Consider the following 25,127-nt stretch of genomic DNA (forward strand, 5'->3'; position numbering starts at 1 on the left):
ATTGTAAAAATACTAAAAATAGGGGCATTTCAGTTTTTAGCCGCAATAAAACGGGGGTCAACGAATTAGCCTTATTTTTGTGTTCTTATTTTATAATGAAGTTTGTATGTCAGTAAAGCATCCGCCAAAGGCTAAAAAAATTCCAAAGGAATTAGTTATTCATGAAGATGTTCGTTTAGATAATTACTATTGGTTGAACGAAAAGGAAAACAAAGAGGTTATTTCTTATCTAGAAGCTGAGAATGAATATTATAATGCCTTAACTGCACATACTAAGGATTTTCAAGAAACTTTGTTTCAAGAAATGAAGGGGAGAATTAAAGAAGATGACTCTTCTGTACCTTATAGATTGAATGGCTACTGGTATAGTACAAGATATATCATAGGCGGAGAGTATCCTTTGTATTCTAGATTTGAACATAACTTAGATGCTGCAGAGGAAATCATGTTCAATGGTAATGATATGGCCAAAGGACATGATTATTTTAGTTTAGGCGGTATTGCTATAAGTCCTAATAATAGCTTAGCGGCTTTCGGTGTTGATACAGTTTCTAGAAGACAATATACCCTGCAAATTAAAAATTTAGAAACAGGAATTGTTTTAGATGATAAAATTGAGAATACAACTGGCGGTGGTGTTTGGGCCAATGATAACGAGACATTGTTTTACACTAGAAAAGACCCTGTTACACTTCGTTCAGATAAAATTTATAAGCATAAATTAGGAACACCAACTTCTGAAGATATTTTAGTTTTTCATGAGGAAGATGATACCTTTAGTACCTTTATTTATAGAACTAAATCAAAAAAATATTTAGTTATAGGTTCATTTAGCACATTAACTTCTGAGTTTCAAATTCTTTCTACCAATAATCCTGATGGTGAATTTAAAGTTTTCTCCCCTAGAGAAAGAGGCTTGGAGTACACTATATTTCATTACGAGGACAGTTTTTATATACTGACAAACAAAGACAAAGCAGAGAATTTTAAACTGATGCGTACCTCCGAAGAAAAATCTGGTTCCGAGCATTGGCAAGAGTTTATTCCTCATAGAAAGGAAGTGCTTTTAGAGGACATTGATATTTTTAAAGAATATTATGTGCTTTCGGAACGTGAGAATGGATTGAATAAAATTAGAATTGTTCGTTGGGATGGTACAGGGGAGTATTTTTTGCCGTTCGATAGTGAAACATATACAGCATATGTAGGTAGTAATCCGGATTTTGATACTGAAATTTTGCGGTATTCTTATAACTCAATGGCTACACCTAGTTCAGTTGTCGATTTTAACATGCGTACAAAAGAAAAGGATGTTAAGAAAGAACAAGAGGTATTGGGAGGTTTATTTCAAAAAGAGAATTATACAGAGCTTCGTTTATGGGCAAATGCTAGAGATGGTGCCAAAATACCTATGTCTGTCGTTTATAGAAAAGATACTGTTTTAAATGAAAATACTCCAATTTTGCAGTATGCTTATGGTTCATACGGTTCAACTATAGACCCTTATTTTTCAACGGTAAGATTAAGTTTGTTAGATCGCGGTTTCGTATATGTTATTGCACATATTAGAGGAGGGGAGTATTTAGGGCGCAGATGGTACGAGACTGGAAAACTATTGCAAAAAAGAAATACGTTTACAGATTTTATAGATTGTTCTAAATTTTTGGTTGAGAAGGAAATGACAAGTGCCAAGCATTTATATGCTATGGGCGGTTCTGCAGGAGGATTGCTAATGGGAGCAATTATAAACATGCAACCAGAATTATATAATGGAATCATAGCTGCTGTACCATTTGTTGATGTAGTTACAACAATGTTAGATGATTCTATTCCGTTAACTACAGGTGAGTATGACGAATGGGGAAATCCAAATGAAAAGCAATATTATGAGTATATGAAGTCTTATTCTCCTTACGACAATGTGACCGCACAGGCTTATCCAAATATGTTAGTTACTACAGGATTACATGATTCTCAAGTTCAGTATTTTGAACCGGCAAAATGGGTAGCAAAATTAAGAGAATTAAAAACAGATAAAAATCAACTAGTACTAAATACAAATATGGAAGCCGGCCATGGTGGTGCATCTGGTAGGTTTGAATCTTTGAGAGAAGTGGCTAAAGAATACGCCTTTCTTTTAGATTTAGAAGGAAAAATCTCATAGTGGAAAAAAAATAGTAGCTTTGCATCAGAAATTTAAACAAATTTCGATTTATAAATAACTTAACATTGATCCCCCTTATGAAAAATGAGATCAGGGCTTACAACAATATATTAGAACTAGTTGGCAATACACCGCTAGTTAAATTAAATAAAATAGCAGAAAACCTTACCGGTAATTATTACGCTAAGGTTGAAGCTTTTAATCCCGGACATTCTTCGAAAGATAGAATTGCTTTACATATTATTGAGCAGGCTGAAAAAGCAGGTATCCTTACCGAAGGCAGTACAATAATAGAAACAACCTCTGGTAACACTGGTTTTAGTATTGCTATGGCCAGTATTATTAAAGGCTACGATTGTATATTAGCAGTTAGTTCAAAATCATCTCCAGATAAAATTGATATGTTGCGCTCTATGGGCGCAAAAGTATATGTTTGTCCAGCTCACGTAAGTGCAGATGATCCTAGGTCTTATTACGAGGTTGCTAAAAGACTACATAAAGAAACAAAAGGCTCCATTTATATTAATCAGTATTTTAATAAACTGAATATGGATGCACACTATAAGTCTACTGGTCCTGAAATTTGGGAACAAACCGGCGGACAAATAACGCATTTAATTGCTTGTAGCGGTACGGGTGGAACAATTTCTGGTACGGCTCGTTTTCTAAAAGAACAGAACCCTAATATAAAAGTTATTGCGGTAGATGCTTTTGGTTCGGTACTTAAAAAATACCATGAAACAGGAAAATTAGACACAAATGAAATCTACCCATACAGAATAGAAGGTTTAGGTAAGAATTTGATACCTGGGGCTACTGATTTTAGTATTATAGATGAGTTTATTAAAGTAACCGATGCTGAAAGTGCGCATACAGCTAGGGAAATTTCTAGAACAGAAGGTATTTTTGTTGGGTATACGAGTGGAGCAGTAATGCAAGCTATTAAACAATTAGATGAACTAAATACATTTAATATGAATAGCAATGTTGTTGCAATATTTCCAGATCATGGTTCTCGCTATATGAGCAAAATATATAGTGATCAGTGGATGGAAGATCAGGGATTCTTAAACACAGAAACCGTAGAAGAGACACAAGAGGTTCAATATATAAAGTAATTTATACGATAAAAAAATTTAATTAAAAGTGGGTTTATAGCCCACTTTTTTGTGTTGTAAATAATTTATGAATTTTTATCAAAATTATTTACTTTTGCAGACAGATCCAAATTAAACAATGAAAGACTTATTTGATAGAATTTTAGCGAATAAAGGCCCTTTAGGTAAATGGGCTTCACAAGCAGAGGGGTACTTTGTGTTCCCTAAATTGGAAGGTCCTATTTCTAATAGAATGAAATTTCAAGGGAAAGATGTTATCACCTGGAGTATCAATGACTATTTAGGCTTAGCAAATCTTCCTGAAATTAAAAAGGTGGATGGTGATGCAGCTGCTGAATATGGAGCGGCATACCCTATGGGAGCTAGAATGATGAGTGGGCATACTGATTTTCATGAACAGTTAGAGAAAGAATGTGCGGCTTTTGTTGAAAAAGAAGCAGCTTATTTGTTGAATTTTGGATATCAAGGTTTTATGTCTGTTATAGATGCCCTTGTTACTAAAGATGATATTATCGTTTATGATGTAGATTGTCACGCTTGTATTATTGATGGTGTACGTTTACATATGGGCAAACGTTTTACGTTTGTACATAATAATCCTGAGAGTCTTGAAAAGAACTTAGAGCGTGCTACTAAAATGGCAGAACAGACAGGCGGAGGTATATTAGTTATCTCTGAAGGTGTTTTTGGAATGAGGGGTGAGCAAGGTATATTAAAGGAAATTGTTGCGCTAAAAGAAAAATTCAACTTCCGTTTATTAGTGGATGATGCTCACGGATTTGGAACTTTAGGAAAAACAGGAGCTGGCGCTGGGCAAGAGCAAGGTGTTCAGGACGGGATTGATGTTTACTTAGCTACTTTTGCTAAATCAATGGCTAGTATTGGTGCATTCGTTGCTGCTGAACAAGGTATTATCGATTATTTAAAATATAACTTACGTTCACAAATGTTCGCTAAATCATTACCAATGGTATATGTAAAGGGAGCATTAAAACGTTTAGATATGTTACGTACGCAACCAGAGCTTAAAGCTAAACTTTGGGAGAATGTAAACGCGTTACAAAACGGATTAAAAGAAAAAGGTTTTGATATTGGAACAACTACTAGTTGTGTAACTCCAGTTTATCTTAATGGTAGCATCCCAGAGGCAATGGCATTAGTAAAAGATTTACGTGAAAATCACGGTATATTCTGTTCTATTGTTGTATATCCTGTAATACCTAAGGGGCTTATCCTTCTACGTTTAATACCAACTGCTACACACACGTTGCAAGATGTCGAGGAAACATTGGCGGCATTCTCAGCTATTAGAGAGCGCTTGCAGAATGGTACTTATAAAAGATTATCAGCTGCAGTTGCAGCCGCAATGGGAGAATAATCTCTTATTTAATACTATTAAAAAAAGCCCGAAATCATAATTGACTTTGGGCTTTATAGTTTTGCTAATATTTAAAGCGATTTTCTATACGTTCTTCTTCGCTTATAAACAACGGGGTCAAAATGCTTCCACATTTGTTTAATGGCTAAGTTCTCTTCTAATTCTGGAGTTCTATAACACATATCTATTCCTTTTTCATTGAACGTTTTATAATATTCATTGAAAATTACAGCGGTAACACCCTTGTTTTGATAATCTGGGTGTATGCCTATTAAATAGAAAATAACATCTTTACTATTTTTCTTAGCATTTAACAGATGGAATAAACCGAATGGAAACAGCTTTCCTTTTGCTTTTTGTAAAGCTTCGGAGAATGATGGCATCACTATGGCAAAAGCGATTAGTTTATCTTCCTTGTCCTTTATGAACTTAATGTACTCAGGGTTGATGAAGCTAATATATTTTTTCTTGAAATAAGCTTTCTGTATTTCTGTGATAGGTACAAAAGATGATAGGCTAGCATACGTTTCATTAAAAAGGTCAAACATTTCATCCGCCAAAGGCATAACTTCTTTTGTCTTTGTGAAGTTTACCTCTTTTAAACCGTAACGTCTTTTTACTAGATCATTCAATTTTGTAAAAAGAGCAGGATCTGCATTTTTGGCAGGAAATTTATTTTCCATATATTCCTTTTCCTTTACAAAACCTAAATTTTCATAATGGTTTTTGTAATAAGGATGGTTGTACCAAGTAATCATTGTCCCAATATGGTCAAAACCCTCCACTAAAACACCTACTTTGTCTAGGTTAGAAAAACCAACAGGGCCTTCCATATATTCTAAGTTGTTTTCATTACCTATTTCAGCGACTTTCTCTAAAAGGGCTTTTGAGACTGCTGGATCATCAATAAAATCGAACCAGCCAAAACGCATTTTTTTAACATGCTGCTCATTTATTTCAAGATGATTGATGACTGCGGCTACACGCCCTACAATTTTCTCTCCATCCATAGCAAGAAAAAACCATGCTTCGGCATCCTTAAAAACCGGATTTTTATCCTTGTCAAAACTTTCCAGTTCATCATTAATAATGGGGGGCACCCAATATTTATTGTTTTTGTAAAGTGAGAAAGGAAATGTTACAAAGCGTTTTAAGTCTTGCTTTGTTTTAGCTTCATGTAGTGTAATCATTGAACTTCTTTAGAAGTATCAATATTAGGGATATTAATCAACAAAGTAAAGTTGAAGGATATGAAAATTATGTAATTAAGATAAGTATTAGAAATCTATCTCGCTACTATCTTTCTTTTTCTTCTTTTCGGCCTTTTTTAATTTTTTTAATTGTTTTTTTGAAGGACCTAAATCAATATCTTCAGCGCCACTTCCTTTATTTTTCCTCTTTTTATCTATCTTCATGGCATCTTTGTCAATTGCGCCGCCATTTTGGTCTGCTTCCTGATCCTCAATTGGCTTTAGACTATCTTTATGGAAATCCATTCTATAAGATCCTCCAATGCCAAAAAAAATGCGCGATGGCGTATTTTTTAAACTTGCACCCATATTAAAATCTAACTGTAAATTTTCTTTTAATAAATGTGCTATACCTCCTCTAATCAATAAATCTGCATATCTATCACTTTGTATACCTTGGTGCTCTACAAATACACTCCATTTTGGGTTTCTAAATGCATGAGATAAAGAAATAGTATAGCTAAGTTCTGGGTCGTCTGTGCTAATACGATCGTATGCGGTATTTGTGATCAATACAAACCTAGGTGTAAGTCTACTTTGTGTCGCAATCATACCTCGGTAAGATAATGTTGGTTCGCCAACATAAAAAGGGTTGTCTCCAAACACAAAATTTGCACCACCATATAATGATACAGCCGGAAGCAAATTTTTAAACTGAAACTTATTGTTGGCTCGCCAACTGTATAAATTTGGTTTATTCGCTTCAGGATTTTTAAAAGGATCATAAATAAGATATTTTAACCCAAGTCTATTTCTAGAAAAATCTCTTCTTTTGGCAAGAAGGTTAAAATTAGAATAGGTAATATCTTGATCTTGAAAAGTGCCTTCATAATTAAGCTCTAACCGCTCAAACAATAATCCGTATCGTAATGAAATGTCAGTGCCCCAGATGTCCGATTGGGTGTTTAATAAGGTGTGATCACGCTGCTCATAAAAAAGTCCCATTTCTGCCTGTACCACATTTTTTCCAACCGCATATGCACTTACCGAAACACCTGGTCGGTTAGAATTTATAACATCGGTATACTGTGAATTTCCCAATACAGGTAACAGAAGTAGAAAACTGAATATGTATAGATTTGATTTTGAGTAGGCAAATAGACTATTCATGAACAAGATTTTATATTTATTTTAATACTATGATTCTATGTTATACAACGTGATAATTGTATTTTTGATATACATAAGCAGTAATAAATGGCGTTTTTAAAAACTATATTGATAATTCTTTTGGTGTATTACCTACTAAAATTTTTAGTAAGGTTATATGCACCAAAAATTTTAAGCTACGCAGCTAAAAAAACTGAGTCTCATTTTAAACAAGCTTTTGATAATCAAAACGCTTCATACGAAGAACAAGTTGGTGATGTTATTATAAATAAAAAAACAACCAAGAAAAAGGCAGATTCTGAAAAAGTAGGTGAATACATTGATTTTGAAGAGCTAGACTAGTTATCTTTGTCAAAACACTACTTACCTATATAATGAAGCAAGGCTTAAAATTCTTTTTCATACATTTCTTTGTAATCGCATTTTTTATAATCGCCGCATTGGCATACTTCAGTCCTGTTCTGCAAGGTAAAGTGATGTACCAGCACGATATTGTCCAGTACACGGGCATGGCCAAGGAACAGAACGATTTTAGAAAAGCAAATGATCAAGAACCTTATTGGACAAATAGTGCTTTTGGAGGTATGCCAACATATCAGTTAGGGGCAAACTATCCGCATAATTATGTTAAACAATTAGACCGTATAATTCGGTTTTTACCTAGACCTGCAGATTACCTTTTTTTATATTTTATTGGTTTTTACATTCTTCTTTGTTGTCTTAAAGTTGATTATAAATTGGCCATAATAGGTGCTTTTGCATTTGGTTTTTCCACATACCTCATAATTATATTAGGTGCAGGGCATAATTCAAAAGCCCATGCGGTTGCTTATTTACCGGTTCTTTTGGCAGGTATTGTACTGGTTTTTAGAAAAAAATATCTTTGGGGTTTTGTTCTTACTGCATTGGCAATGGCCTTAGAAATTTCGGCCAACCATTATCAAATGACCTATTACTTTATGCTACTTGTACTTGTATTGGGGATCGTTTATTTGATTTATGCTATTGAGGAAAAAGAAATAAAACATTATTTCATTTCTGTTGGCCTATTATTAGTAGCGGTTACTTTGGGTATCGCTGCAAATGCTACAGGATTAATGGCAACAAAAGAGTATGCCGATTGGAGTACACGCGGTAAAAGTGAATTGACAATAAACCCTGATGGCTCCGCAAAAGAGGATACAGGTGGTCTTAGTAAAGAATACATAACGCAATGGAGTTATGGTATTTCCGAATCATTGAATTTATTTGTACCACGGCTTTTTGGTGGTGCAAGCCAAGAAAATTTAGGTGAAGATTCAAAATCTTTTAATTATTTACTCGACAAAGGCTTACCAAGGTCAAGTGCTTTGGATTTTGTTAGTGGTTTACCTTTATATTGGGGAGAACAACCCATTACCTCCGGGCCTGCATATTTAGGTGCCGTGATTTTCTTTCTTTTTATTTTAGGATTATTCTTAGTAAAAGGCAAACATAAATGGTGGCTGCTTATTGGCACTATAATATCGTTGATATTGTCATGGGGAAAAAACTTTAGTGCGTTGACGGATTTTATGATCGACTATTTTCCTTTGTACGATAAGTTTAGAGCGGTGTCTTCTATACAAATTGTTTTAGAACTTTGTGTTCCCGTATTAGCAATTTTAGCATTGAAAAAATTGTTTATGGATAAAGTGCCACAAGCAGATAAAATGAAATCTTTGAAGTTTGCTGCAGGTATTGTTTTTGGTTTAGGTGTGTTGTTGTTTGTATTGAAAGGAGCATTTCACTTTGTTGGTGCGGCCGATGATAATCTACGAATGACAGGTTTAGAAGAGCTTCCAGAAATGTTACGTTTAGATCGTAAAGCTGTTTACACTAGTGATTTGTTACGCTCATTAGGTTTTGTATTAGTTACCTCTCTTTTAATTTGGTTTTATTTAAAAGAGAAATTAATGATGAATATAGTAATCATTGCTATTGGGGTTTTAGTAGTAGTAGATTTAGTTGGGGTTGATTTACGCTATGTTAACGACGATAATTTTGTATCTAAACGTAAAATGTTAGAACCTTTTAAAGAAACCGCTGCAGATAAATTGATAGCTGAAGACGATGGTGTATTTCGTGTTTTTGACCAAACTGACGGATTTGATTCTGCAAAAACAGCGTACTTCCATCAAAGTATTACAGGATATCATGCCGCGAAACCAGCTGGTATGCAAGATTTGTTCAACTTCCATATTTATAATGGGAATCTTTCTGTATTGAATATGTTGAATATTAAATATGTAATTCAACAAGATAAAGAAGGAAATTCTTTTCCGATAGAAAATCCAAATGCTAATGGAAATGCATGGTTTATTAAAGAGCTTAAAACTGTTGAAAATGCTGATGTAGAAATTAAGGTATTAGATAGTTTAAATACCAAGAATGTTGCAGTTGTAAACACTTCTAAATTTAAAAATATTTCTGCAGGACAATTTATTGTAGATTCTACTGCCACTATTACATTAACTCATTACCAACCCAATCAACTTACATATACCTTTAATAACGATAATGAAGGTGTTATAGTTTTTTCTGAGATGTACTATAAAAATGGTTGGATTGCAACTATAGATGGTCGTGAAAGTGATTATTTTAAGGTCAATTATGTGCTCAGAGCTATGAAAGTACCTGCAGGTAAGCATACCATTGATTTTATATTTAAGCCAGAAGTTGTAGAAGTGGGCAGTAAAATTAGCTTGGCCAGTTCTATAGTATTAGGATTAGTAATCATTTGTGGATTAGGTTTTTCTTTTTGGAGGTCTAGAAAAGAAGAAAAAGCATAATGAGAAAGGTGCTGGTCATAACTTATTATTGGCCACCTGCTGGCGGACCAGGCGTACAGCGTTGGTTGAAATTTATAAAATACCTAAGAGATTTTGGGGTGGAACCAGTTCTTTATATTCCAGAAAATCCGCATTACCCTTTAATAGATAAATCTTTTTTAAAGGATATCCCTAAAAACCTTACTGTTTATAAACATCCTATAATGGAGCCTTATCGATTGGCTTCAATATTTTCAAGCAAGAAAACCAAACGAATAAGTTCTGGAATAATTCAGACTAAAAATCAATCGTTTTTAGAAAAAGCTTTGCTGTGGGTACGTGGAAATTTATTTATTCCAGATGCAAGAAAATTTTGGGTAAAACCTTCAGTAGATTTTTTAAAAAGTGTTATAGAAAAAGAACAGATTGAAACTATAATTACTACAGGTCCACCACATAGTGTACATTTAATTGGATACTATTTAAAGAAAGAAAAACAACTAAATTGGATAGCAGATTTCCGTGACCCGTGGACAACAATTGGGTATCATAACAAATTGAAATTAACTTCTTCCTCAGCACAAAAACATAAAAGGTTGGAGTCAGATGTATTGAATACTGCTGATAAAATTATAGTAACAAGTAAAACAACTAAATTAGAATTTGAGCATATAACCAAAAGACCAATACGTGTAATAACTAATGGGTATGATGGTGAAATAGTGTCGAATAACAAATTAGATGCTAAGTTTACCATATCGCATATAGGTTCCTTATTAAGCGGTCGAAATCCTAAGAATTTATGGAAGGTTTTAGCTGACTTAGTTAAGGAGAATAGTGAATTTAAAAAAGCACTTTGTCTTCAGTTTATTGGTGTGGTTAGTGATAATGTTTTACAAACTATCGAGGATGCTAAACTTTTGGAACATACTATAGTGTTGGGTTATGTATCGCATGAAGAGGCTTTGGCATATCAAAGGTCTTCTCAAATTCTATTGTTGGTAGAAATAGATTCTGTAGAAACTAAAGGAATTATTCCCGGTAAAGTTTTCGAATATATGGCAGCAAATAGGCCTATTTTAGGTGTAGGCCCCCATAGCTGGGAAGTAGGTGAAATTGTAAAAGAAACTAAAACAGGGTGCATTTTTAATCATTTGGATGATATTGAGCTTAAAAACGTACTTTTAAATTGGTTTTCACAGTATCAGAAAGGGGAGTTGTCTGTTTCTTCTACTACTATTGAACACTATAGTAGAAGGGAACTTACTCGAAAACTAGCCAAATATATATAATGGGAATCGTACTTAAACAATCGTTGAACAATACCATTGTAACCTATATAGGTTTTGCAATTGGGGCAGTCAATACCTTGTTTTTGTATACTAGTTTTATGATGCCAGAAAATTATGGTTTAATACAAGTAGTGACATCCGCAGCTTTAGTTCTAATGCCAATTCTGGCGTTTGGTGTACCAAATAGTCTAGTAAAATTTTATTCAAGTTTTAAAGACGAAAGTGCCAAAGATGGCTTTTTAACTTTAATGCTACTGCTTCCTTTGGTGCTAATAATTCCTATTGCCATGCTGAGTTATTTTGCCAATGAAGCAATAGGAACTTTACTCGCAAAGGAGAATGATATTGTCAAAGGATATGTATGGCATATATTTTTTATTGGTATGGCCATGGCCTATTTTGAAGTGTTTTATGCTTGGGCTAGAATTGAAATGAAATCAATCTTCGGCAATTTTATGAAAGAGATTTTTTGTAGAATAGCGCAGACCGTTTTGCTGCTTCTTTTATGGTATAAGTTTATAGATATAACCTTTTTTATTAATGCCTTGGTGGGTTGTTATGTGTTAAGAACACTAATAATGAAATTATATGCTTACAAAATACGTAAACCTAAACTCAATTTTCATTTTCCGGAGAATCTGGTAAGTATAGTAAAATATAGTGCTTTAATTATTTTAGGGGCTTCTACAGCTATCGTTTTAATGGAAGTAGATAAAGTAATGTTGAATAATTTTTTATCGCTTGATAATGTTGCTTTCTATGCGGTTGCTGGTTTTATAGCGTCAACAATAGCAGTGCCTACAAGAGCTATGCACCAAATAACATACCCTTTAACAGCATCTTATTTAAATAACAAAAATATGTCCGCTCTTAAAGGTTTATATCAGAAAAGCTCATTGACCCTTTTTATTATTTCAGGTTTACTTTTTCTATTAATTCTATTAAACTTAAATGAGTTGTATCAGTTATTACCGGAAACCTATGCAGGCGGATTTATGATTGTTTTTTGGATAGGGTTGGCTAAGGTTTATGATGCTCTTTTAGGAAATAATAATTCTATTTTATATAACTCGGATTATTATCGTTCAATTTTGTTTTTTGGGGTTTTATTAGCAGGCTTGGCAGTCACTTTTAATTTATGGTTAATTCCTACTTATGGTATTGACGGTGCTGCGATAGCTAGCTTTACGGCATTTTTTATATACAATACACTGAAACTGATTTACGTAAATACGAAATTTAAAATACTGCCTTTTACCCATGAAACTTGGAAAGTATTTGGTTTACTTGTTGTTTTTGGAATACTATTTTCCTTATTTACATTGCCTTTTCATCCTATTGCAAATATTGCAATTAAAAGTATTTTATTGATAGTGGCCTATGTGGGAGTATTATACAGATTTAAGATCTCTGAAGATTTATATGGCTTTATAAAGAAATATTTGCCCTTTTAGTTTATTCCTTTTGCGCCTTTAATATATTTATTGAATTACATTTTTTAAAAAATAGTTAATACGTAAATGTTATTGACTTGACAATATGCAATTGGTAGAAAAACATATGGCGGTATTAAGTAATGACGCAATAAGATTGCAAGAATATGGAGTAGGTGTTTTTGAAAGAATTGCAACAAAATCGGCCTTGAAGAAAGCCATTAAAAAGAAAATGATTTTTGTTAATGATAAAGTGGCAACTACGGCAACTTTTATTAAAGAAGGGGATAAAATTGAATATCGTTTCGACCAAAATGATGATACAAGAAAGAAATTTAGATTAAAACTCCCGATTATTTATGAAGATGATTATTTGGCGATAATTAACAAACCCGCTGGTATAGTAGTAAGTGGAAATAATTTTAAGACCGTAGCTAATGCTTTATGTCAAAATTTAAACCCAAGTTCTATTCATGATGCCGCAAAACCACAACCTGCTCATCGTTTAGATTTTGCCACTACCGGACTATTGTTAATAGGTAAAACTAGTAGTGTAATTAAAGAGTTAAATAGATTATTTGAATTTAAAGAAGTTCAAAAATCTTATTATGCTGTAACCATTGGGGCTATGGAACCAAAGGGGGAAGTTAATTTGCAAGTTGATGACAAAGAGGCCTGTTCCATTTTTGAAGTATTAGAAACTATACCTTCGATAAGATTTAATTATTTGAATTTAGTAAAGTTGAGCCCTAAAACAGGTCGAAGACATCAATTAAGAAAACATATGCTGGCGATCGGAAATCCAATTTTAGGAGATGCAACTTACTTTAAGCAGGGTTTAATGTTAAAAGGCAAAGGATTGTATTTGCATGCTCAGTCCTTACAGTTTATTCATCCTAAAACATATCAGGAAATGTATGTTGACACTACCTTACCTGTTAAATTTAATAAGTTATTTCGTAGTATTTCGTAACCAAAAGAAAAACGCCGTAATGAATCATATTCATTACGGCGCTAAACAACTAACCAACCTAAAAACTATTTTAATTTCTTTTGTTACTTCTTGTTGTCGCTGACCTAGAGGTTGTACTTCTAGATGGTGCCTTATTAACCGTTCTACTACTTGTACTTCTACTAACCGTACTTTTAGTTCTAGACGGACTTGCAGTCGTTGATCTAGTAGAACTACTACGTTGAGTTCTCGTACTTGCTGTTCTAGTAGTTGCAGTTCTAGTAACTGGTTTTTTATACGTAGTAGTACTTCTTTTTACCGTTGTACTTCTTGGCTTGCTAACAACTTCTCTTTTAGTTACAGTTCTGCCTGAGTTGCTTCTTACAGCCGAATTATTTCCACGCTTTACTGTATTGTTATTGGATGAACTTCTAGCTACTGTTCCGCTTTGTGAATTTCTACCGCTATTGGTATTAGTTCGTTTTACAGTAGTCGATCTGGCTACTGTTGAATTTCTATTTGTTCTAGCAGTATTATTGTTAGCTAAAGTTCTATTGTTTCTTAAACCATTATCTCTCTTAGCAACAGTTCTATTACTTCTATAAGAATTATCTCTTACCGCTACACGCTTATCATTTCTGTAAATTGTGGCTCTTTCGTTTCTTACCTTATTATACCTGTGTTGTTTACCTACATGTACATAAGCTTTACGAAAGTTGTTTCTATATGGGTTATAATAGGTATATCGAATTGGGCTATAATATCTTCTATATGGACTGTTGAATACCAAACCAAAACCTATTGATGGTCTTACAAACCATCTATGAAATGGTCTGTAAACATAATGTCTATTATAAACATTTATATATCCAGTATGGTAATCATAGAATCCTCTATTATTATAGTAAACATACATTCCACCTACGCTACGAACACGGTTGTTTAAGTAATTGATATCTACATCGCCAATTTGACTTACACGACCATAATAATCGTAATAAATAGGTACATTTTCTACCTGTATTACTGCTCCGTAATCATCATATTGGGCATATGGGCTATAATCAAAACCGGAGTTGAATGTTACACCGTTTCTTTGAGCTGATATTTGATTTTCTATATAAAAATCAAATTCACCATCTGGATATACGGAAAATGTAATTCCATTTTCTACAAAAATAAATGAGTTGTCGTATCTATAAGCATTGCTGGTTGCAACCTTATCTTCGTTAATACCGGTAGCGAAAACACCTGTGGTGCCTAAAATCATCGCAGTAAAAAGGAGTACTAAGTTCTTCATAATATAAGGTTTTAAATCTGCCCTTAAGCAGTGGTTTAGAATGTAACTATTCACATTCCCTTACATCATTACAAACAGCGTGCCAAAAATATTAACTACGTATTATGTTGTTGAAAACCAGTCTATTGTATTTCCTTTTTAAAGATGCTATTTTATTAAAACCTATAGTAACTTCTCTTTTAAATACCCTGCTGTATACGATTTTTTGTTATTTATAACCTCTTCAGGAGTTCCTTCAGCTAGTAATTGACCACCATTTTCTCCGCCTCTAGGGCCTAAATCAATGATATAATCGGCACATTTTATCAATTCAATATTATGTTCAATGACCACTATAGAGTGTCCTTTTTTGATTAATGCATTAAATGATTTTAATAATTTTTGAATATCATGAAAGTGCAAACCAGTTGTAGGTTCATCAAAAATAAACAGAGCTTTATCTTTTGTACTTCCTTTAATTAAGAAAGATGCTAATTTAATACGTTGCGCTTCACCACCGGATAGGGTAGAAGAAGACTGACCTAAAGTTACATAGCCCAAACCAACATCTTGTAATGGTTTTAGCTTGGATACAATTTTGGTTTGCTCTCCTGTCTCAAAAAACTGAATAGCATCATCAATGGTCATATTAAGAACGGCATCAATATTTGCATTGTTAAAAGTAACTTCTAAAACTTCTTTTTTAAATCGCTTACCGCCACATGTTTCACATTCTAAATGAACATCGGCCATAAATTGCATTTCTACGGTAATTTCACCTTCGCCTTTGCATTTTTCACAACGACCGCCATCTACATTAAAAGAAAAATGTTTTGCTTGGTAATTTCTTATTTTACTTAATTTTTGGCTAGCATATAAATTTCTAATATCATCATAAGCCTTTATATAGGTAACAGGATTAGAACGAGAAGAACGCCCAATTGGGTTTTGGTCAACAAATTCTACATGTTTAATATGTTGAAACTGGCCTTCAACAGAAGTATGCTGACCTGCTTTTTCTCCATATCCACCCACTTCTTTTAAAATTATGGGATATAATAATTTCTTTACCAGAGTACTTTTTCCACTACCAGATACTCCCGTAACAACAGTAAGCATATCCAAAGGAAAAGTAACATCAATATTTTTAAGGTTATTTTCCCTAACTCCTTTAATGGTAATATGGTTCTTTGATGTTCTTCGTTCTTTAGGAATCTTAATTTCCATTTTACCATTTAGGTATTGCGCGGTAAGAGAATTTGATTTCAATATTTCATAAAGTGTACCTTGCGCGACCACTTTACCACCATGTGTGCCCGCTTCTGGCCCTATATCTATAACCATATCTGCAGCTTTCATGATATCTTCATCATGCTCTACAACTATAACGGTATTTCCTAAATTCCGTAATGAAATTAATACTTCAATTAGGTTCTCCGTATCTTTTGGGTGCAATCCTATGCTTGGTTCGTCTAAAATATACATAGAACCTACTAAGCTACTACCAAGAGAGGTTGCTAAATTTATTCTTTGACTTTCCCCGCCCGATAAGGTGTTAGATTTTCTATTAATAGTTAGGTAGTTTAAGCCAACTTTGTCTAAAAAACCTAATCGTGTATTTATTTCTATGAGTAGTCTTGCCGCAATAGTAGCATCACTATCGTTTAGTTTTAGATTAGTAAAGAAAACAATCAATTTTTCAATGGATAAGCCTACTAAAGAAGAAATTGATGCTCCGCCTACTTTTACATAATCTGTTTCTGGGCGTAAACGTTTGCCATTACATATATTACATTTGGTTTTACCTCTGTATCTGGAAAGCATTACCCTATTCTGGATTTTGTAACTTTTTTCTTCCAGTATTCCAAAAAAGGAATGTAGCCCAGTAAAGTGGGCGTTACCGTCCCAAACCAATTGTTTTTGTTCCTCTGTAAGCTCAAACCACGGTTTATGAATAGGAAAATCATATTTGTAAGCGGTATTTACAAGTTGATCGCGATAGGTACCCATGCTTTCGCCACGCCAAGCGAAAATTGCATTTTCATAAACAGATAATGCTGTATTTGGAACTACTAAATCTTCATCTATACCAATAACATCGCCATAACCTTCACATTTAGGGCAAGCCCCATATGGATTGTTAAAACTGAATAAGTGCACATTTGGTTCAAGAAACATCATGCCATCTAACTCAAACTTATTGCTAAATGGTGTTTGTTTTCCATCGGCCAGTTCTTCAATAATACATTCTCCTTTTCCTTCAAAAAAAGCGGTATCAATAGCATTAGCTAATCGATTAAAAAAATCTTCATCGTTTTTAGAAATGATCCTATCAATAACCAAATAGAAGTGCTTTCCTATATTTTCAGGCGCTTGATCTATTCGTAAAACTTCATCATTATACTTGATACGAGCGTAACCTTGTTTAGAAAATAGCTCTAAAGATTTTATTGCATCCCTATCTTCACGAATAGTAATTGGTGCTAAGAGTAACAGTTTAGTTCCTTCAGCATACGTTTTTACATGGTTTACCACATCTGTAACCGTATGCTTTTTTACTTCGTTTCCTGAAATAGGAGAGAAGGTCTTGCCAATTCGAGCATATAAAAGTTTTATATAGTCGTAAATTTCTGTAGTCGTACCAACGGTAGATCTAGGATTGGTAGAATTAACTTTTTGTTCAATTGCAATTGCTGGAGCTATGCCTTTTATATAGTCAACCTTTGGCTTGTCCAATTTACCTAAAAACTGCCTTGCGTAGGAAGAAAGACTTTCTACATATCGTCTTTGTCCTTCAGCATATAATGTATCAAAAGCTAAACTAGATTTCCCAGAACCAGATAATCCGGTAATGACAACAAGTTTGTTTCTTGGGATAACTACATCAATATCTTTAAGATTGTGCAGTTTAGCGCCTTTAATAATGATGTTCTCTTTCGGATTTACTTCTGCTAGTGTGGGCATAAAATTATCTAAGTTTGCAAAGATACGCTTTGCCTTTTTTCTGAACTAAAAAATGCAGTTTATCTAAAATATTGTAAGAAGTTTTCACATTTTTATAAGACTATTTATTTTTTTATATCTTTGAGGCTCATTATTATTTAATACGCCTATAACGCAACATTACTTTTTTTAAGTTAGAATTTAACCATTAGACCTTTGTTCATTGAATAGTAGGTCTGCATTTTAACCCTTAAAGTAACGTTATGGTAGTACAGATTGAAGACTCTCAATTAGTAAAGCAATATATTCAAGGTGATGAAAGAGCTATAGAAGCTTTAATAAATCGTCATAATTCCCGTCTTACTGGTTTTATCTATTCTAAAGTAGGTGACCGCGAATTAACAGAGGACATTTTTCAAGATACATTTATGAAAGTTATACGTACCTTAAAAAAAGGCGCATATAATGAAGAAGGCAAATTTTTACCTTGGGTAATGCGTATAGCACATAATCTAGTTATTGATCATTTTAGAAAGCATAATAGAATGCCAATGTACAATAGTAGGGAAAGTTATAATATCTTTTCTTTATTAGATGACGATAAGTTAAATGCAGAAAAACAATTAATTAAGGAGCAAATTGATTCTGATTTAATTAAAATGATAAAAGAATTGCCGGAAGATCAGCAAGAGGTATTAGAAATGCGTATATATAAGGACATGAGCTTCAAAGAAATTTCTGATAATACAGGTGTAAGTATTAATACGGCTTTAGGAAGAATGCGTTACGCTTTAATAAACCTTAGAAAGCTTGTTGAAGCAAATAATATTGTTTTAACGAATTAATTGGTCGCAGGTCGAATGGATCTACTATCTTCATACATGTGTCGTTCTTTAGTTGAACCTAAACAACAAGTACCATGGAAAAAATTTACACAGAAGAAAATAATAATACAATTGTAAAAGCAAAACCGGAAACAATTAAGTTTTTACTTTCGTATTCTAAATCTTTAGAAATAACTGAAGCAAAAGGTTTGCAGTTTGAAAGCAACTTAAACTAGTATTTCCTCAATCATATATTAAACCCTTAGGTAAAGCCTAGGGGTTTTTTGGTTTAAAATAGATTGTAATTGTCACTTGCCGATACTAAGCTTCTAATTGCTTGTAAGAAATCAATGTTTTTTACCCTACCCATAATACATGTATAGTATTGCAATACTAATAATTAAGGGCTTTGGGTCATTATTACCCTTCCTACATTTTCTTGCTGAACTATCTGAAATCTTTTTTATTGTATGGAAATATACTTTTTCGATGTTTCACATCAAAAAAACGTGTTTTGACAACATACTTTTTTCAACAGCTCCCCTTTTCTCTAGTTTTATATCAGAAATAAAAAACAAACCAATTAACTAAAAAGATTTTCCCAATCTTAACCAATTAAAGAATGTAACTCGTATGAAACTACAAATTGAAGACTCAGAATTAGTTAGGGATTATATCAGCGGTAACGAAAGTGCCCTTGAAGTTTTGATTAATCGTCATAACCAACGTATAACTAGTTTTATCTATTCTAAAGTGTTGGATAGGGATATTACAGAAGATATTTTTCAAGATACTTTTATTAAAGTAATTAAAACTTTAAAAAAAGGTAAGTATAGTGAAGAAGGTAAGTTTTTACCTTGGGTAATGAGGATTTCTCACAACCTAATTATTGATCACTTTAGAAGAAATAAGAGAATGCCAATGTTTGAAGGCAGTGATGACTTTAATATTTTCTCTGTTATTGGAGATGATAAGTTAAATGCCGAAAAACAATTAATTAAAAATCAAATAGATACTGACCTTAGACAACTGGTAGAGGAGTTGCCAGATGACCAAAAAGAAGTACTTTTAATGCGTATTTATAAGGATATGAGTTTTAAGGAAATTTCAGAAAATACGGGTGTAAGTATTAATACAGCGTTAGGTAGAATGCGATATGCATTAATTAACCTTAGAAAAATCATTGAAAAAAACAATATAGTTCTTACGAATTCTTAGAAGTACAAAATACAATAAACAATATTTCCAAATTTGCTGCGTTATTTTATTGTAACAACGTAGGAAGTATGGAAAAAATTTACTCTAATTACCAAGAACAGACCGGATTTGACAAAGTATGTCCGAAGACTATCAACTTCTTATTGAGCTATTCTCTAGCACTTTACGAATTTGAGTACAAAGATTTAAGTTTCGAAACATTTTTAAACTAATATAAAACCCGCAATCAGCGGGTTTTTTTCTTTTTATAGTAGTCGTTGAGGACTGTTTTTCTTCCTATTGTTTTAGTGATTATATCTTTTTCTAAGTCCCATCCTCTTGCTGGTGAGTATTCTCGACCATACCATATAATTTGTAAATGAAGGTCATTCCAAATTTCTCTAGGAAATAATCTTTTAGCATCTTTTTCTGTTTGTACCACATTCTTACCGTTTGTAAACCCCCATCTATATAATAATCTATGAATGTGCGTATCAACGGGAAAAGCTGGTATTCCAAATGCTTGCGAGATGACTACACTTGCGGTTTTATGACCTACTGCTGGTAATTCTTCTAAATATTCAAGCTCTTTAGGTACAATTCCATTATATTTATCAATCAATATTCTTGAAAGCCCATGTATGCCTTTTGCTTTCATTGGAGATAAACCTACGGGCTTAATTATTTCTCTAATTTCTTCCACGGTAAGTTTAACCATATCATACGGATTGTCCGCCTTGGCAAATAAAAGTGGAGTAATTTTATTTACGCGAACATCGGTACTTTGAGCAGACATCAAAACTGCAATTAGTAAGGTATATGGATCCTTATGATCTAATGGAACCGGAATTTCGGGATAAAGCTTCTGTAGTGTAGAAATTGTAAAAGCTATTTTTTCGGCCTTCGTCATTAATTGTTTAATTTTGAGTGATAAAATTTAAACACAAATTTATAAAACTAAATTTATGAATACGTTAAAAGTTGGTGATAAAGTACCTTCATTCACAGCTAAAGATCAAGATGGAAATACGATTAATTTAGATGATTTTAAAGGGAAAAAATTAATTGTCTTCTTCTATCCAAAAGCGAGCACACCTGGGTGTACCGCAGAAGCCTGTAATTTAAGAGATAATTATAAGGAATTGCAATCTAAAGGTTATGAACTTGTAGGGGTAAGTGCAGATTCTGAAAAAAAACAAGCAAAATTTAAGGATAAATATCAGTTTCCTTTTCCGTTATTGGCAGATGAGGATCATACGGTTATAAATGCATTCGGGGTTTGGGGACCTAAGAAGTTTATGGGTCGTGAATACGATGGCATTCATAGAAAAACTTTTTTAGTGAATGGTAATGCTATTGTTACTAAAGTAATCGATAAAGTAAAAACAAAAGATCATGCGGCCCAAATTTTAGAAGAGTAGGGTAGTGTAAATAAAAATGCGCTCATTATGTAAAGAGCGCATTTTTTTTATGTTTAATTATATGATAGTAAAAATCTATTATTAAGATTCGTTAGCTTCCACTTCTATTGTTTTTCTTGTAAAAAGATTTTTCTCTTTAATGATTTCTGAAAGACCTTCAGGTAACATATCTTCCCAGCCGTCTTCATTATTCATAAGTTTCTTAAGAACATCTCTAGAGAAAATATCCATTACATCTGGTTCGTAGTCTATAATGTCCATTACCTTGCCATTGTATTTAAAGAATTTATATAATTCCTTCATACGAGGGTGAACCTTAACATTATTACTGGTCATTATTTGACCGGTATCTGGGTTTTTCATAGGATATAAGTACACTTGTAAATCTTTAAAGAACAATTTACCAAATGCCTCAAGTATACCACCACTTAAGTGACGGTAGTATTTTTCGTCAAAAATGTCCACTAAATTATTGACACCCATAGTAAGTCCAATTCTATTTTTAGTGTAATTGTTAAAGTATTCTACCAACTTATAATATTCTTGGAATTTAGAAATCATAACCGAATGACCTAAAGAACAAAGCAATTCTGCTCTATCCATAAAATCTTGTTCATCAATTTCTCCGGATGCTTTTAAATTTGATAAGGTAATTTCAAATATGACCATAGTGTTCTCTTGGTCAACACCTTTGTCGCGAATGAAAATGTCATAAGACTTTTCAAACATATCTAAATTAACCTTCGTAACTGGTCTAAAACTACCACGTAACGCTAAAATATTTTTCTTGTAAAGTACGGCAGCTGGTAGTAGATTGTTGCCATCAGGACCAAACATTACAGCATCTGTCATATCATTTTTAATAAGCTGTAAACTCATTAAACGGTTGTCAACTTCTTTAAAATTAGGTCCAGAAAAGTTGACCATGTCAATTTCTAATGTATCCTTATCTATGTGGTCATATAAATATTTTAGCATTTTTTTAGGCTTGTCATATTTATAAAAAGCACCATATATTAAGTTTACACCAAGAATACCTAAAGTTTCTTGTTGTAGCCTTGCCTCATTTTGTTTAAACCGAATATGAAGAATAATTTCATCAAGTTCTTTTTGTTTTGGGTCTAATTGATAGCGTATTCCAATCCATCCATGACCTTTATAACGTTTGGAGAAATCAATTGTTGCCACAGTATTTGCGTATGAAAAGAACAATCTATCAGGGTGGTTTTCACGACTTATTCGTTCTTCCATTAACTGCATTTCATGACTCAACATCGTTTTTAAACGAGCCTGTGTTACATACCTGCCATCTTTTTCAATACCATAAATGGCATCACTAAAATCTTTATCATAAGCGCTCATTGCTTTTGCAATGGTGCCAGAAGCTCCACCGGATCTAAAGAAATGACGAGCAGTTTCTTGTCCTGCCCCTATTTCTGCGAAGGTTCCATATATATCTGGATTTAGATTTATACGTAGGGTTTTCGCTTTTATCGAAGGAATATTCTCAAAGACACTATCTCTCTTTAATACCGATGCCATTTTTTTACCTGTTTTACTTTTAACAAAGTTATAAAGAATGGTTGTTACAATGGTCATTAGCCCGAAAAAATTGGGATAAGTTTCTGTTATAGTTTTTATTGCCAATTTAATACAGTGATCTTATAAAATTCAACCTGTTACTTTATTAAAAAGGAATTAAATTTGTAACTCATGAAGGATAATTTACGTGTTACTTTTTTGGGAACTGGAACTTCGCAGGGTATTCCAATTATAGGGAGTACCCACCCTGTTTGTTTAAGTACAAATACTAAAGATAAACGGCTTAGAGTTTCTGTTTTGCTTTCATGGAAATCGTATAATTATATCATAGATTGTGGCCCCGATTTTCGTCAGCAAATGTTACTTCAGAATATTACACATTTAAATGGTATTCTATATACTCATGAGCATTCTGACCATACTGCTGGACTTGATGATATAAGACCTTTTTTCTTTAAGCAAGGAGATATTCCCATATACGCCCATAAAAGGGTAGTAAAATCATTGAAAAAACGTTTTGGGTATATTTTAAAAAAGAAAGATAAATACCCTGGTGCACCCTCAGTTGAGATAAACAAAGTAAAAAATAATCATTCGTTTGTAATCGGAGATAAGGAGGTGATACCTATAAATGTATTGCATAACAAGCTTCAGGTGTTTGGTTATCGAGTAGGGGATTTTTCGTATTTAACTGATGTAAAAACTGTTAAGAAAAAAGAGATTAATAAAATAATAGGCACTAAAGTTTTGGTAGTTAGTGCTTTACGGATAGATCCTCATATTTCACATTTTAATTTAGAGGAGGCCTTAGATTTTATTAAAAAAGTGAATCCGGAGAAAGCCTATTTAACACATATTAGCCATATGTTAGGTTTTCATGATGAAGTAGAAAAAAAACTACCGAAAAATGTACATTTGGCCTATGATAATTTAACTATCAACCTATAATTATGAGAAGTAAAATATTTCTTTACCTATTTTTATTTATGTCATTGATTTGCCTTTATCTTGTTGTAAGCAGCGGCAAAATGGCTAAAGCGAATTCGGCAAGAGTTACGAAATTAGAAAATGAAATAAACCTTTTAAAAGATTCTGTCCAAGAGTCTAATTTAAAGGTAATGGATATGCAATATTTCTCTTTAGAGAATAATGATGACGCACTGGCTTATTTTGAACATCTTAATATAGATGATCCTGCACGGTATATAGCTGACAAGCTGCTAGAAACTAATACCAAAAAAGGGGATAATCCTTTAGTGCCTTACGAAGGAATGCAGAATGATTTTAAAATTAATAAAATTAAAATATTAAACCACAAATGGATTTTAACCGATTTTTCTGATGGAAAATACTGGGGCGAACTTTTAATAAAGTATGAGCTAAAAGATGATTTAGGGGTTGATTTTATCTTACTAGACCACTTGTTATATACAGAAAGCAATTAGGTTTTATCTGTAATCCATTTTTTTAATGAATAGAAATTTTGGGGAGCAACACCATGCCCTGCAGGAAATTCCTCATAGGTATGTGTTATACCCAACTTAGTCAGTAATTCCGGTACTAACCTAGCCCAGTCTACAGGTATAACCTGGTCCATGTCTCCATGAGAGGCATAGATGCTCAAGCTATTAAAATCGTTTTCTTGGTACGACTCTAAAAGGATTTTTTCATTGATATATCCACTTAAAGCAATTACATTTTTTACTTTGTCAGGATATGATAATGCAACGGCGTAACTAAGAATGGTTCCTTGACTAAAGCCTAAAAGATTTACATTAGTTTCATCTAGACCATAAGTAGTACAGGCTTCATTAATGAATTTTTTGATTTTATCCCGAGATTCAGTAGCTTGGACATCATCACTCCATTTACCCTTGTCATCGTCGAAATTTATGGCATACCACGCGTACCCGTAAGGTTGTAGAATGTAAGGTGCTCTTATGGCAATTATGCATAATTCCTTTGGCAATTCGGGGGCAAAAGAAAATAGGTCTTCTTCGTTACTACCGTAACCATGTAGCATAAAAAGTACTGGTGGCTTTTTATCGGTAAGGTTAGATGGTCTAATAATGTGTTCTAAAGATAGGGGAGCTGTTGTCATTATATTATTGAATAAAAGTGAACCATTTTTGAAAATACGAACCCAAAACGGGAACCGCTTGTTCTTTGTTAGCCAATAGGCCTAAAAAGGCATAAAACCAAAGTACGATATAGAATATATAAAGTCCATAAAAGCCATATGCATTACCCCATTGTGCGTTTAATATAGCAAAAGCAAGAAAGATAATATGAAGTCCGAAAGCCTGTCTTGTGTGAAAACGGGCAAATTTGTGTTTTGGTTCTGAATTCATACTAATTGCAATTAGTGCTCCTACAATTGTAAGGTAGGCTACAATGGCGGTTGTTTTTCCAGGTAATTCGGGAGCTTTCTCCAT

23 protein-coding genes are annotated in these 25,127 nt (G+C 33.2%); 15 read left to right on the plus strand and 8 right to left on the minus strand.

Annotation, left to right across the window (positions count from 1 at the left end; genetic code table 11):
- Nucleotides 1-106: 106 nt before the first annotated feature.
- The 3 genes from BTR34_RS15135 (at nucleotide 107) to BTR34_RS15145 (ending at nucleotide 4,660) form a co-directional block, all read left to right on the plus strand.
- On the plus strand, nucleotides 107-2,164 hold the full coding sequence (locus BTR34_RS15135) for a S9 family peptidase (RefSeq protein WP_082960130.1): 2,058 nt from the start codon (nucleotides 107-109) through the stop codon (nucleotides 2,162-2,164).
- 77 nt (nucleotides 2,165-2,241) lie between these two features.
- Nucleotides 2,242-3,282: a PLP-dependent cysteine synthase family protein gene (locus tag BTR34_RS15140; protein ID WP_068483390.1), complete on the plus strand. Its 1,041-nt coding sequence runs from the start codon at nucleotides 2,242-2,244 to the stop codon at nucleotides 3,280-3,282.
- Nucleotides 3,283-3,400: 118 nt separating this feature from the next.
- Nucleotides 3,401-4,660 carry an aminotransferase class I/II-fold pyridoxal phosphate-dependent enzyme gene (locus BTR34_RS15145; protein ID WP_068483387.1) on the plus strand — a complete coding sequence of 420 codons (1,260 nt, stop codon included), beginning with the start codon at nucleotides 3,401-3,403 and terminating at the stop codon, nucleotides 4,658-4,660.
- 71 nt (nucleotides 4,661-4,731) lie between these two features.
- Here BTR34_RS15145 and BTR34_RS15150 read toward each other — a convergent pair whose 3' ends face one another.
- Both BTR34_RS15150 and BTR34_RS15155 read right to left on the minus strand, forming a co-directional pair.
- Complete coding sequence (locus tag BTR34_RS15150) at nucleotides 4,732-5,850, minus strand: GTP cyclohydrolase (protein WP_068483384.1); 1,119 nt, start codon at nucleotides 5,848-5,850, stop codon at nucleotides 4,732-4,734.
- An 87-nt stretch (nucleotides 5,851-5,937) separates the two neighbouring features.
- Nucleotides 5,938-7,020: a transporter gene (locus BTR34_RS15155; protein ID WP_068483381.1), complete on the minus strand. Its 1,083-nt coding sequence runs from the start codon at nucleotides 7,018-7,020 to the stop codon at nucleotides 5,938-5,940.
- An 87-nt stretch (nucleotides 7,021-7,107) separates the two neighbouring features.
- Between BTR34_RS15155 and BTR34_RS15160 the strand changes: the two genes are divergently transcribed.
- The 5 genes from BTR34_RS15160 (at nucleotide 7,108) to BTR34_RS15180 (ending at nucleotide 13,507) form a co-directional block, all read left to right on the plus strand.
- The gene (locus tag BTR34_RS15160) at nucleotides 7,108-7,362 is read left to right on the plus strand and encodes a DUF4834 domain-containing protein (RefSeq protein WP_068483378.1); all 255 of its coding nucleotides are present in this window, start codon (nucleotides 7,108-7,110) and stop codon (nucleotides 7,360-7,362) included.
- A 32-nt stretch (nucleotides 7,363-7,394) separates the two neighbouring features.
- Nucleotides 7,395-9,830, plus strand: a complete 2,436-nt coding sequence (locus tag BTR34_RS15165) for a YfhO family protein (protein WP_068483375.1) — start codon at nucleotides 7,395-7,397, stop codon at nucleotides 9,828-9,830.
- Nucleotides 9,830-11,101, plus strand: coding sequence for a glycosyltransferase family 4 protein (locus BTR34_RS15170; RefSeq protein ID WP_068483372.1), 1,272 nt, complete (start codon nucleotides 9,830-9,832; stop codon nucleotides 11,099-11,101). Before BTR34_RS15165 ends, BTR34_RS15170 begins: the two co-directional genes overlap by 1 nt.
- Nucleotides 11,101-12,555: a lipopolysaccharide biosynthesis protein gene (locus BTR34_RS15175; RefSeq protein WP_068483369.1), complete on the plus strand. Its 1,455-nt coding sequence runs from the start codon at nucleotides 11,101-11,103 to the stop codon at nucleotides 12,553-12,555. The genes BTR34_RS15170 and BTR34_RS15175 overlap by 1 nt, the downstream gene beginning before the upstream one ends.
- An 85-nt stretch (nucleotides 12,556-12,640) precedes the next feature.
- Complete coding sequence (locus BTR34_RS15180; RefSeq protein ID WP_068483364.1) at nucleotides 12,641-13,507, plus strand: RluA family pseudouridine synthase; 867 nt, start codon at nucleotides 12,641-12,643, stop codon at nucleotides 13,505-13,507.
- Between the two features lie 70 nt (nucleotides 13,508-13,577).
- On the opposite strand, the gene BTR34_RS15185 is transcribed toward BTR34_RS15180, so the two are convergent.
- The gene (locus BTR34_RS15185) at nucleotides 13,578-14,786 is read right to left on the minus strand and encodes a hypothetical protein (protein WP_068483361.1); all 1,209 of its coding nucleotides are present in this window, start codon (nucleotides 14,784-14,786) and stop codon (nucleotides 13,578-13,580) included.
- A 162-nt stretch (nucleotides 14,787-14,948) separates the two neighbouring features.
- Nucleotides 14,949-17,729, minus strand: a complete 2,781-nt coding sequence (uvrA, locus tag BTR34_RS15190) for an excinuclease ABC subunit UvrA (protein WP_068483359.1) — start codon at nucleotides 17,727-17,729, stop codon at nucleotides 14,949-14,951.
- 242 nt (nucleotides 17,730-17,971) lie between these two features.
- Between uvrA and BTR34_RS15195 the strand changes: the two genes are divergently transcribed.
- The 4 genes from BTR34_RS15195 to BTR34_RS19005 all read left to right on the plus strand — a co-directional run bounded on the left by BTR34_RS15195 (nucleotide 17,972) and on the right by BTR34_RS19005 (nucleotide 19,962).
- Nucleotides 17,972-18,553: an RNA polymerase sigma factor gene (locus BTR34_RS15195; protein WP_068483357.1), complete on the plus strand. Its 582-nt coding sequence runs from the start codon at nucleotides 17,972-17,974 to the stop codon at nucleotides 18,551-18,553.
- Between the two features lie 74 nt (nucleotides 18,554-18,627).
- Complete coding sequence (locus tag BTR34_RS18980; protein WP_197496143.1) at nucleotides 18,628-18,768, plus strand: hypothetical protein; 141 nt, start codon at nucleotides 18,628-18,630, stop codon at nucleotides 18,766-18,768.
- 397 nt (nucleotides 18,769-19,165) lie between these two features.
- Nucleotides 19,166-19,750 carry an RNA polymerase sigma factor gene (locus BTR34_RS15200; protein WP_068483354.1) on the plus strand — a complete coding sequence of 195 codons (585 nt, stop codon included), beginning with the start codon at nucleotides 19,166-19,168 and terminating at the stop codon, nucleotides 19,748-19,750.
- Nucleotides 19,751-19,818: 68 nt separating this feature from the next.
- Nucleotides 19,819-19,962 carry a hypothetical protein gene (locus BTR34_RS19005; protein WP_197496142.1) on the plus strand — a complete coding sequence of 48 codons (144 nt, stop codon included), beginning with the start codon at nucleotides 19,819-19,821 and terminating at the stop codon, nucleotides 19,960-19,962.
- A gap of 14 nt (nucleotides 19,963-19,976) precedes the next feature.
- Here BTR34_RS19005 and BTR34_RS15205 read toward each other — a convergent pair whose 3' ends face one another.
- Nucleotides 19,977-20,639 carry an endonuclease III domain-containing protein gene (locus BTR34_RS15205; RefSeq protein WP_068483351.1) on the minus strand — a complete coding sequence of 221 codons (663 nt, stop codon included), beginning with the start codon at nucleotides 20,637-20,639 and terminating at the stop codon, nucleotides 19,977-19,979.
- Between the two features lie 55 nt (nucleotides 20,640-20,694).
- Between BTR34_RS15205 and bcp the strand changes: the two genes are divergently transcribed.
- Nucleotides 20,695-21,150: a thioredoxin-dependent thiol peroxidase gene (bcp, locus tag BTR34_RS15210; RefSeq protein ID WP_068483348.1), complete on the plus strand. Its 456-nt coding sequence runs from the start codon at nucleotides 20,695-20,697 to the stop codon at nucleotides 21,148-21,150.
- An 81-nt stretch (nucleotides 21,151-21,231) separates the two neighbouring features.
- Here bcp and BTR34_RS15215 read toward each other — a convergent pair whose 3' ends face one another.
- Complete coding sequence (locus tag BTR34_RS15215) at nucleotides 21,232-22,692, minus strand: nucleotidyl transferase family protein (protein ID WP_068483524.1); 1,461 nt, start codon at nucleotides 22,690-22,692, stop codon at nucleotides 21,232-21,234.
- Between the two features lie 171 nt (nucleotides 22,693-22,863).
- Here BTR34_RS15215 and BTR34_RS15220 point away from each other — a divergent pair, with 171 nt between their 5' ends.
- Both BTR34_RS15220 and BTR34_RS15225 read left to right on the plus strand, forming a co-directional pair.
- Nucleotides 22,864-23,640, plus strand: coding sequence for an MBL fold metallo-hydrolase (locus BTR34_RS15220; RefSeq protein WP_068483345.1), 777 nt, complete (start codon nucleotides 22,864-22,866; stop codon nucleotides 23,638-23,640).
- A 2-nt stretch (nucleotides 23,641-23,642) separates the two neighbouring features.
- Nucleotides 23,643-24,137, plus strand: coding sequence for a hydrolase (locus BTR34_RS15225; protein ID WP_068483342.1), 495 nt, complete (start codon nucleotides 23,643-23,645; stop codon nucleotides 24,135-24,137).
- Here the strand turns inward: BTR34_RS15225 and BTR34_RS15230 are convergent.
- On the minus strand, nucleotides 24,134-24,793 hold the full coding sequence (locus BTR34_RS15230) for an alpha/beta hydrolase (protein WP_068483339.1): 660 nt from the start codon (nucleotides 24,791-24,793) through the stop codon (nucleotides 24,134-24,136). The two genes, BTR34_RS15225 and BTR34_RS15230, sit on opposite strands and share 4 nt — an antisense overlap.
- 4 nt (nucleotides 24,794-24,797) lie before the next feature.
- Complete coding sequence (locus tag BTR34_RS15235) at nucleotides 24,798-25,127, minus strand: hypothetical protein (RefSeq protein ID WP_068483336.1); 330 nt, start codon at nucleotides 25,125-25,127, stop codon at nucleotides 24,798-24,800.

Origin of the sequence: Maribacter hydrothermalis (genome assembly GCF_001913155.1) — a bacterium.
In the GTDB taxonomy this organism is placed as follows: domain Bacteria; phylum Bacteroidota; class Bacteroidia; order Flavobacteriales; family Flavobacteriaceae; genus Maribacter; species Maribacter hydrothermalis.

Coding starts and splice junctions, on each gene's coding strand:
- BTR34_RS15135 (WP_082960130.1), top strand. CDS start 107: ATGTCAGTAAAGCATCCGCCAAAGGCTAAAAAAATTCCAAAGGAATTA.
- BTR34_RS15140 (WP_068483390.1), top strand. CDS start 2,242: ATGAAAAATGAGATCAGGGCTTACAACAATATATTAGAACTAGTTGGC.
- BTR34_RS15145 (WP_068483387.1), top strand. CDS start 3,401: ATGAAAGACTTATTTGATAGAATTTTAGCGAATAAAGGCCCTTTAGGT.
- BTR34_RS15150 (WP_068483384.1), bottom strand. CDS start 5,850: ATGATTACACTACATGAAGCTAAAACAAAGCAAGACTTAAAACGCTTT.
- BTR34_RS15155 (WP_068483381.1), bottom strand. CDS start 7,020: ATGAATAGTCTATTTGCCTACTCAAAATCAAATCTATACATATTCAGT.
- BTR34_RS15160 (WP_068483378.1), top strand. CDS start 7,108: ATGGCGTTTTTAAAAACTATATTGATAATTCTTTTGGTGTATTACCTA.
- BTR34_RS15165 (WP_068483375.1), top strand. CDS start 7,395: ATGAAGCAAGGCTTAAAATTCTTTTTCATACATTTCTTTGTAATCGCA.
- BTR34_RS15170 (WP_068483372.1), top strand. CDS start 9,830: ATGAGAAAGGTGCTGGTCATAACTTATTATTGGCCACCTGCTGGCGGA.
- BTR34_RS15175 (WP_068483369.1), top strand. CDS start 11,101: ATGGGAATCGTACTTAAACAATCGTTGAACAATACCATTGTAACCTAT.
- BTR34_RS15180 (WP_068483364.1), top strand. CDS start 12,641: ATGCAATTGGTAGAAAAACATATGGCGGTATTAAGTAATGACGCAATA.
- BTR34_RS15185 (WP_068483361.1), bottom strand. CDS start 14,786: ATGAAGAACTTAGTACTCCTTTTTACTGCGATGATTTTAGGCACCACA.
- uvrA (WP_068483359.1), bottom strand. CDS start 17,729: ATGCCCACACTAGCAGAAGTAAATCCGAAAGAGAACATCATTATTAAA.
- BTR34_RS15195 (WP_068483357.1), top strand. CDS start 17,972: ATGGTAGTACAGATTGAAGACTCTCAATTAGTAAAGCAATATATTCAA.
- BTR34_RS18980 (WP_197496143.1), top strand. CDS start 18,628: ATGGAAAAAATTTACACAGAAGAAAATAATAATACAATTGTAAAAGCA.
- BTR34_RS15200 (WP_068483354.1), top strand. CDS start 19,166: ATGAAACTACAAATTGAAGACTCAGAATTAGTTAGGGATTATATCAGC.
- BTR34_RS19005 (WP_197496142.1), top strand. CDS start 19,819: ATGGAAAAAATTTACTCTAATTACCAAGAACAGACCGGATTTGACAAA.
- BTR34_RS15205 (WP_068483351.1), bottom strand. CDS start 20,639: ATGACGAAGGCCGAAAAAATAGCTTTTACAATTTCTACACTACAGAAG.
- bcp (WP_068483348.1), top strand. CDS start 20,695: ATGAATACGTTAAAAGTTGGTGATAAAGTACCTTCATTCACAGCTAAA.
- BTR34_RS15215 (WP_068483524.1), bottom strand. CDS start 22,692: ATGGCATCGGTATTAAAGAGAGATAGTGTCTTTGAGAATATTCCTTCG.
- BTR34_RS15220 (WP_068483345.1), top strand. CDS start 22,864: ATGAAGGATAATTTACGTGTTACTTTTTTGGGAACTGGAACTTCGCAG.
- BTR34_RS15225 (WP_068483342.1), top strand. CDS start 23,643: ATGAGAAGTAAAATATTTCTTTACCTATTTTTATTTATGTCATTGATT.
- BTR34_RS15230 (WP_068483339.1), bottom strand. CDS start 24,793: ATGACAACAGCTCCCCTATCTTTAGAACACATTATTAGACCATCTAAC.
- BTR34_RS15235 (WP_068483336.1), bottom strand. CDS start 25,127: ATGGAGAAAGCTCCCGAATTACCTGGAAAAACAACCGCCATTGTAGCC.